Annotated in this window: 6 protein-coding genes and 1 pseudogene; 6 read left to right on the forward strand and 1 reads right to left on the reverse strand. The window is 41.9% G+C overall.

Annotated features, from left to right (window positions below; genetic code table 11):
* The 5 genes and pseudogenes from LC574_RS14870 to LC574_RS14890 all read left to right on the forward strand — a co-directional run.
* Positions 1–253: pseudogene (locus LC574_RS14870) on the forward strand (sugar ABC transporter permease); the annotation flags it as partial.
* A gap of 10 nt (positions 254–263) precedes the next feature.
* Positions 264–2,261, forward strand: coding sequence for an SUMF1/EgtB/PvdO family nonheme iron enzyme (locus tag LC574_RS14875; protein WP_229454239.1), 1,998 nt, complete (start codon positions 264–266; stop codon positions 2,259–2,261).
* A gap of 112 nt (positions 2,262–2,373) precedes the next feature.
* Positions 2,374–2,718 (forward strand): diversity-generating retroelement protein Avd, encoded by a 345-nt coding sequence (gene avd / locus LC574_RS14880; protein ID WP_229454240.1) that lies wholly within the window; start codon positions 2,374–2,376, stop codon positions 2,716–2,718.
* 483 nt (positions 2,719–3,201) lie between these two features.
* Entirely contained in the window at positions 3,202–4,251 is a 1,050-nt protein-coding gene (locus tag LC574_RS14885) for an RNA-directed DNA polymerase (RefSeq protein ID WP_229454241.1), read from the forward strand.
* A 925-nt stretch (positions 4,252–5,176) separates the two neighbouring features.
* On the forward strand, positions 5,177–7,537 hold the full coding sequence (locus LC574_RS14890; RefSeq protein ID WP_229454242.1) for a PhoX family phosphatase: 2,361 nt from the start codon (positions 5,177–5,179) through the stop codon (positions 7,535–7,537).
* A gap of 346 nt (positions 7,538–7,883) precedes the next feature.
* On the opposite strand, the gene LC574_RS14895 is transcribed toward LC574_RS14890, so the two are convergent.
* On the reverse strand, positions 7,884–7,958 hold the full coding sequence (locus LC574_RS14895; RefSeq protein ID WP_229454243.1) for a hypothetical protein: 75 nt from the start codon (positions 7,956–7,958) through the stop codon (positions 7,884–7,886).
* Here LC574_RS14895 and LC574_RS39045 point away from each other — a divergent pair.
* Positions 7,927–8,076: a hypothetical protein gene (locus LC574_RS39045; RefSeq protein WP_229454244.1), complete on the forward strand. Its 150-nt coding sequence runs from the start codon at positions 7,927–7,929 to the stop codon at positions 8,074–8,076. The genes LC574_RS14895 and LC574_RS39045 overlap by 32 nt on opposite strands.
* The last annotated feature ends 318 nt before the right edge of the window (positions 8,077–8,394 follow it).

The following is an 8,394-nucleotide window of genomic DNA, read 5'->3' on the forward strand; positions in this document are numbered from 1 at the left end:
GGCAGTGACAGAAGCCCCCCAAGGTTCAAAGGCTTTCGGGGGCTATGAGCTGGGGACATTAAAAGCTGTAGTCAATCCAGCCCTCATCAAACATTTGTCTGGGTTTCTGGGCAGAGTATTGGGCAACAAATCAATTAAGGTGGGAATCAAAGCAACTGACGGCAGAGAACTTAACGTGGAAGCTAGTAGTCGTGAGGATTTGGAATTCGCTAGGCAGCTAGCAGAAGATTTTTTGAACAAGACAAATACATAAAATAGTAACAATGGCTAAGTTTGCACTGCTGATAGGGGTTAGTGAGTATGATTATCAGGATAAAGAATTAAAACCGCTATTAGCTGCTGTCAAAGATGTTGAAGCGATGCAGCGAGTGTTAGTGAACCCAGAAATGGGTGAGTTTCCTGAGTCAAATATTACGGTGCTGAAAAATCCCCAACGACAGGAAATAGAAGAGGCTATTGAAAACCTTTTCAACAATCGCCAGAAGGATGACTTGTTATTATTTTACTTTTCTGGGCATGGAATTAAAGATGATAGAGGCCTATTATACCTGTCAACTCGTGCTACTAAAAAATTAAACGGCAAGCTGGCAAAGTCCTCAGCAGTTGCAGCTAGTTTTCTGCACAGCAATATTAGCGATAGCCGCTCTCAGAGGCAAGTTTTAATTCTAGACTGTTGCTTTAGTGGCGCAATTAGCCAAGGTATGACAGTCAAAAGTGATGGTACTGTAAATGTGCAAGAGCAACTAGGTGGTAAAGGCAGGGCAATTCTCACCTCTTCCACTTCAGCCCAATATTCTTTTGAGCAAGAAGGCTCGGAACTCTCCATTTACACTCGCTACTTAGTTGAAGGTATTGAAACAGGCGCAGCCGATAAAGATAATGATGGCTCGATTTCTATTGATGAACTGCATGAGTATGCTAGTACCAAGGTGCAAGAAGCTGCACCGGCAATGACTCCCAAATTCTACCCAGTTGAAGAAGGTCATAAGATTCTGTTGGCAAAGTCGCCTAAAGATGACCCCAAGCTGAAGTACCGCAAAGAAGTGGAAAATCGCATCAATCGGGGCAAGTTTTCCATACCCGCTCGTCGTCTGCTAAATTCGTTGCGCGTCCAGTTTAAACTTATCCCAGAGATAGCCGATGCGATCGAAGCCGAAGTTCAACAACCTTATCGGGAGTATCAGCGGAAATTAGAAGAATATGAAGCAACGCTAGTTGATGCAATTGCAGATGAAGCAACACTAAGCGAAACTACATTTAATGACTTGAGAGACTATCAGCAACATTTAGGGTTGAGGGATGAAGATGTAGCGTCTATTGAAAAACGGATTATTGGTCAGCCAATACCGACTGTAGCCGTAGAAGAAACGCCTGTACCCCCACAAAATCCAGCTAATCAGTTTGAGTTTGAAGTGGTGACGGTAAATGCTGAGGGAGAACCAATCAACCGCACTCGCAAACGAGCCGAGTTTTTCCGAGAAAGTTTGGGTAATGGTGTACTTCTAGAAATGGTTGCAATTCCTGGTGGGGAATTCTTGATGGGTTCCCCAGAGAATGAGCCAGAACGATACGATTCTGAAAGTCCCCAGCACACTGTCACCGTTCAACCCTTTTTCATGGGTAAATATCCAGTTACACAAAGCCAATGGGCTGTTGTAGCTGCGCTGAAAAAGGTAAATATTGATTTAAATTCCGACCCTTCGTACTTCAAAGGCGCTAATCTACCTGTTGAGAATGTGTCTTGGGATGATGCAATTGAATTTTGTGCCAGATTATCTAACAAGGCTCAGAAAACCTATCGCTTGCCTAGTGAGGCAGAGTGGGAATATGCCTGTCGTGCGGGAAGGACTACCCCATTTTATTTTGGTGAGACGATTACGACTGATTTAGCGAATTATCGAGGGACAGATTGGGATTATCAAGGGACATTGTACCCAGGTAATTATGGTCAAGGCCCCAAAGGTGAATATCGTGAGCAAACAACAGATGTTGGAAAATTTCCACCAAACCCCTTTGCTTTATTTGATATGCATGGTAATATATGGGAATGGTGTCAGGATGGTTGGCACAAAAATTATAATGGAGCGCCAGCAGACGGTAGCGTTTGGATGAGTGACAATAATGAACGGCTGCTGCGTGGTGGTTCGTGGGACTTCAATCCGAGGTACTGCCGCTCGGCGCTTCGCTACAGGTACGCGCGTGTCAGTAGGAACAGAGACGTGGGTTTTCGGGTTGTGGTTGCGGCTCCCCTCAGGACTTAGTAGCCCTTTATACTCTTGCCCTTTTGCCCTCTTCGCTTTTTCCTTTTTCCTTCTTCTCTTATTTCTCTCGCGCTCTGCGCGATCAAATTTTTTTTAGCTAAATTTTGTTTGAATGAGTGATTTACCAATAATACAGAAAACTTATGATTTAATCAAGTGGTATGTGCCAATTTTAAATCGCCTGCCTAGAGATCATAAATTCTTGCTCGGAAATCGGATAATTACAGAATTATATGACCTATTAGATGGTTTAATTGTAGCACGGTATGCAAAGCAAAAATTAGCTCAGTTAGAAGCGTTGAATAGCAAGTTAGATATTATACGTTATCAAACTCGGTTACTTTTAGAGTTTAATTTAGTTAAAACAGAGCGTTATGAATATGCACAAAAATTGTTAAATGACATTGGCATCGATTTAGGCGGCTGGATTAAACAGCAAAAAATTAAACCAGTCTAATTTATTACTCGTCTGGGCGACTAGAAGTCGCGGCTACACAGACAAAACCTGCCTCCGCAGGTTAACAAACCCTTGAATTTGCAATTAGTCCACGGAGGTGGACTTCGTTTGTGTAGCCGCGAATTCCATTCGCCAGGGCTTATATTTTCAGGTAAATAGCTGTAATTACAGCTATTTTCAGGTAAATAGACCACGCGGTAGGGGTAAAGCGCAATGCTCATACGTGTCAACTTAAGCTAAAAATCGCTTATCTGTTGGCTTCCACGCCCGCCTAGAAATGAATTTCAGGGCTAATAGCTAAAGTCTACTGAAGTAGACTAAAGATTTTTCAGATTATTTAGTCATCTTTAGATGACTTTCGCTATTAGCAAGGAACTGAAGTTCCTTGCGGACATAGCTTTTACGTTAAGTTGACACCAATGAGCATTGCGCTTTACCCCTACGATAGATGTGGTTCAAATACATGAAAACTACTGTAAAACAATGAAACGATATGGAAATCTTTGGAATGAAATTATTGCATTTAGTAATTTACTAAAAGCCGCCCAACAAGCACAACGGGGTAAGCGTTTTCGAGAAAATGTTTTAGAGTTCAATTACAATTTAGAACAAGAACTATTTCACCTGCAAGCAGAATTACAGTCGAAAACATATCTTCCAGGAGACTACAGGACATTTCAAATTTTTGAACCCAAACCGCGAATGATTTCAGCCGCTCCCTATCGTGACAGAGTTGTGCATCATGCTCTTTGCAACATAATTGTTCCCATCTTTGAACGCACATTTATTAGTGATTCATACGCTAACCGTGTTGGTTTTGGTTCGCATCGCGCCTTGCGTCGCTTTACTGAATTCGCCCGTTCGAGCCACTATGTTTTGCTAGCTGATATTCAGAAATATTTTCCTAGCATCGACCATGAGATTTTAAAGTCATTTGTGCATCGTAAAATTAAATGTCCTGATACACTCTGGCTAATTAACACCCTTATTGATAGCAGTAATGCCCAAGAACCAGTAATTAATTACTTTCCTGGTGATGATTTACTCATGCCTCTAGAAAGACGGCATGGCTTGCCAATTGGTAATCTAACCAGTCAATTTTTTGCCAATGTATATCTCAACAGCTTTGACCATTTTATCAAAGAACAAATTAAAGCTCTTAAATATATTCGTTATGTTGATGATTTTGCTTTATTTTCAGATGATAAAGCTTTTTTAGAAAATGCCAGATTTGAAATAGAGAATTATCTTGCTGGTTTAAGGGTCAAAATACATCCTGTAAAAAGCCAATTATTTGAAACAAAACATGGGGCTAATTTTGTCGGGTTTCGCATCTTGCCAGACCGAATTCGAGTCCGCAATGATAGTCTGCGTCAGGCAAGGCAAAGATTGCGGCAGATGTTCTGTGACTATAATGCAGGCAAAATTGGAAATCAAGAAGTATCTCAGTCAATACAGAGTTGGGTTGCCCATTTAAAACATGGTGATACATGGCATTTACGCCAGCAAATTATAGCGCCTCTCGTTTCTTAGCAATATGCTCTGACCTCATTTCCATTTCTCTCTCCTAAAAGGAGAGAAGCTTTGAATCTTACTCCCCTTCCCTTATAGGGAAGGGGTTGGGGGTTAGGTCTCTATTAAACTCAACAGAGAGGCGCTATATTTAGTACAAACCTATCAAAGTTTATGACACAGACTACTGCTAGGGCTATTTCATTCTCATCTAGTGGTCTATCGCATTAATTTTGATGGGTAAATCAGTTTTTAAATTTCTCTCTTTTACCTCTTCCTTCGTGTACTTCGCGTCTTCGCGGTTCGTTCTTCTAACCCTCAGAACTAATGAGACAGACCACTAGTAGTCTGTCAAGGTTAAATTGATGGGTAGTGTGAGCATCTTGCTCGCGTCGTGAGCGAGACGCTCACACTACCAATCCGTCAAAATGAATTTGACAGACTACTAAGCTTTCACGTTAAGTTGACACCAATGAGCACTCCTGTGCCCCTACCAGATGGTCTATTTACCTGAAAATAGCTGTAAGCCCTAACGACTGGAAGTCGCGGCTACACAAACGAAGTCTGCCTTCGCAGACTAAGGTCAAATCAAGGTTTTTAAACCCGCGTAGGCGGGTTTTGTTTGTGTAGACGCGGTTTCTAACTTTCAACTTCTTCTTTTGACATTTAGTAGACAACAAAATTGTAGTCAAGTACACAATAAATATTGATAAATCTTCATTAATCAATATATAACCTGGCGTTAATTTTTAGCCATTAGATTATATGGAAAACTGAAAATTTTTGTCTAGTTAGGTGATCTAAATAACAAACTACCTTTTGTTAATAACAGGTTACTTACTATTCAAAATGTATGGCATTTCATGTAAATAATTGATGGTTTTTTCTGTCAATAATCAAGATTTGCCTTTACTAGATTTTTTATGTCACAAGAGAGGAGAGTTTGATGTCTACATTGAGTCGCAGACAAATTTTAGTATTTTTTGCTGGTAGTGCTGGTGCTGCTGTCTTGGGAGACACAATCGTAGATGGTGTTTCTAATATTGCAGGAGCAAACAACAGGCGACTGAGCTTTACACCAGTGCGCTTACCCCATCCCTTACCTGTTTATAAACAGCAGAAAAGTTTCTTGCCAACGGGAATCGGTCAAGGACAGGTACTCAATCCATCTGCAAATGCGAAGTTAACTAGCTACAACGTAGTTGATGATGTGGTAGTGCCACCAGAGTATGAACGTTATGTAATTATCAGCTGGGGCGATCGCGTCTTTCCTAACACCGATGATTATTTTGGCTATAACAACGATTTCACTGGTTTTATTCCTGTAGGTAGAACCAACGACGTAGGCTACTTGTGGGTCAATCACGAATATGTGAGTTTTCCTTTTTCTCAACTAGCACCAGAAGCTCCTGCTGATCTCCAAGGATCGCCTACTACCTATCAATCAGTGATTGGATACCCTTTACCTTCAACCAGAGGTATTGAATTTGACGGCGAAGTTCTATATAACTTAGGCGGATCAATCGTCCGCATCTCCCGCCGTAACCGTAGTAACCGTTTTGCTGTGGTTAAGGGTGATGCGAGAAATCGCCGCCTTCATGGTCTTTCTGGGTTGGGAATTAATAGCCAAAGGAGTGATGAATATAAAAATGTCACTTCTTGGGGAAGTCGTAGCTACCAGAAAGGTGATCAAAACTATCTGATCGCAACTGGCCCAGCTGCAACCCAAGTATTTAACCTCTCCTCCGATGGACTAGGTAGCAAAATCATTGGTACTGGCTTTAACTGTTCTGGCGGTACAACTCCTTGGGGAACTATTTTAAGTGCTGAAGAAAACTTTCAAGGAGGTGGAGGATTTTTTGTTGGTGTCACAGAATCAGTCAATCCTAATGGTACTCAAACAGCTTACAGCGATGGTACTACTGGTAAGACCTTCGGTTTAGTTGGGGAAAAATACGGTTGGATTGTCGAAATTGACCCCGTTAATCCGAATTTCCGCCCTCGCAAACACACTGCTTTGGGTCGTTACCGCCATGAAAACGTTGCTGTTCGTGCTGAAGCTGGGAAGCCATTAATCGCCTATTTAGGTGATGACAGACGTGGGGGACATACCTGGAAATTTGTCAGTGCAGGTGTTATTTCTTCGCCAACCAGTAAAACCAACAGCAGGTTGTGGGAAAGCGGTACGTTGTATGTCGCCCGTTACAATCCAAATGGTAGGGGTCAATGGATACCGTTACGTTTAACCACTCCCACCAATCCTATTCCGCCATCAGTGATTTCTTCTGTAGAGTTTGCTGCTTTGGGTTCGGCTCAAAGAAATGGTCTTTTACCCCTACCAAAACGCAATGGCATTGCAGGTCAAACTACAGATGGTGGTTCGCTCCCAGTTGATCGCACCAACGAAGCAGATAGACTCCCTGCTTATCAAGGTAAGAAGCTATCTGACTTCTACACTTCCCAAGGTGCTATTCTCAGTGATGCCTTCTTAGCAGCGAATTTGGCCGGTGGAACTCCCACAGCACGTCCAGAAGATATAGAAGTGCATCCGACTACCAAAGAAGTATTCATTGCTTATACTGATGGTGCGCCAGGAGGCGACGGTTATCCAGATTCCCGCATTTTCCAAGTTGCCAAGTTAAGTACAAACGTCAATGCGACGCAGCAATCAGGGGGATTGTACAAAATTATTGAAGATAGTGCCGATGGTACAGGTCTAACCTTCCGTTGGCAGAGATTTGCTCAGGGTGGAGAAGCCGGATCAATTTCTGGTGCTGGTTTTGCAAATGTAGATAACCTAGTCTTCGACAATAAGGCAAATATTTGGGGTGTGACAGATATGTCTACCAGCACTCATAATGGTTTTAATGTCGGTGCTGCCGGTACTTTAAACACCATCGACCACACAGCTAGTGGTAATGTTTCCAATTTCACAGGGGTTTTCGGTAATAACTGGCTATTCTACATTCCTACTACTGGTGCTCAGGCGGGAGAGGTAATACCGTTTGCTCATGGACCAGTGCGTTGTGAGATGACCGGGCCAACTTTTGTGGGAGATACTCTGATTATTGCGATACAGCATCCCGGCGAAGATAGCCCAATCAACGATGGCACGATCCTGAGCCGTGATATTGAATTACTGGATTTGAATGGTATTACATTCAATCAGGCTCGGACTGTGCCTCGTGGCAGTAGTTGGCCAAGTAATATCCCAACTGCTGATGGTGGTAAGGGTCAACCTAAAAGTCTTCCCAAACCATCTGTAATTGGCATCAGACGTAAGCATCCTACTGGTAATTTTACTTAGGTTTATGCGTGTAGAGACGTTAGATAATAACGTCTCTACATTAATTTTTACCTTGACTTTCAAGATAGGGCAACTAATCTGTCACTCCAGATCATTCGTGAGAGGTTAAGGTCAGGTACTATTTGTCAATAAGCAATAGTACTTAAAATATTGCTAGAATCGGGCTAAAATTGAGGTTAAAAACACAATTTTTGAGCAGGCGATGCCTACGGCGGGCTATGCCTACGCGTAATTTTAATACGTATCTTTTATTCTTAATCCATTGGTTCAGTATGAGAGTTAACTTAATACCACTGCTTGTTCCAAATTTTCAGCATAATTTCTAATTGACAAAAGTAAGGTTATCTTAACCTCTCACTGATGCTCCAGATAGTTTTTTCTGGCGTTTCATGCCCAACGCCATAGCACCAGCGATCGCTATACCACCAAGAGCCATAGGTTCTGGTACAGGCTCACCCTTAGATAGGACTTACGCAAAAATCGCCCAAAAGCTTAATTTATCGAACCGCCAAGACGCCAAGAACGCCAAGAATTCGTAGAGCGTGCGTAAGTCCTATTAGAGTAACTTACTGTACTCACCTCTGTTGCAGACAATAAGTCAGCACTCAGAATACTAGAAAATTTTGTTCCTCCTCTATTTGGATTACCCGGATTATCCCCGATGAAAAACTGATCTTCAACCAAATAGCAAGGTTTCAAACCTCTGACCAGAAATAAAAAGGTACAAGCCCCTAAATTTATTTATGGAAAATAAAAAAATATGTATGTAGTGACACGTAGTGCAAGAAATACTACGTCAGTTGACTCAGAGCAAATAAATTTATTTATGGGCTTGGTAAATTTTTGACTTTTGACTT

This window comes from Nostoc sp. CHAB 5715 (assembly GCF_020829685.1).
Lineage (GTDB): Bacteria > Cyanobacteriota > Cyanobacteriia > Cyanobacteriales > Nostocaceae > Nostoc.

Coding starts and splice junctions, on each gene's coding strand:
- LC574_RS14875 (WP_229454239.1), top strand. CDS start 264: ATGGCTAAGTTTGCACTGCTGATAGGGGTTAGTGAGTATGATTATCAG.
- avd (WP_229454240.1), top strand. CDS start 2,374: ATGAGTGATTTACCAATAATACAGAAAACTTATGATTTAATCAAGTGG.
- LC574_RS14885 (WP_229454241.1), top strand. CDS start 3,202: ATGAAACGATATGGAAATCTTTGGAATGAAATTATTGCATTTAGTAAT.
- LC574_RS14890 (WP_229454242.1), top strand. CDS start 5,177: ATGTCTACATTGAGTCGCAGACAAATTTTAGTATTTTTTGCTGGTAGT.
- LC574_RS39045 (WP_229454244.1), top strand. CDS start 7,927: ATGCCCAACGCCATAGCACCAGCGATCGCTATACCACCAAGAGCCATA.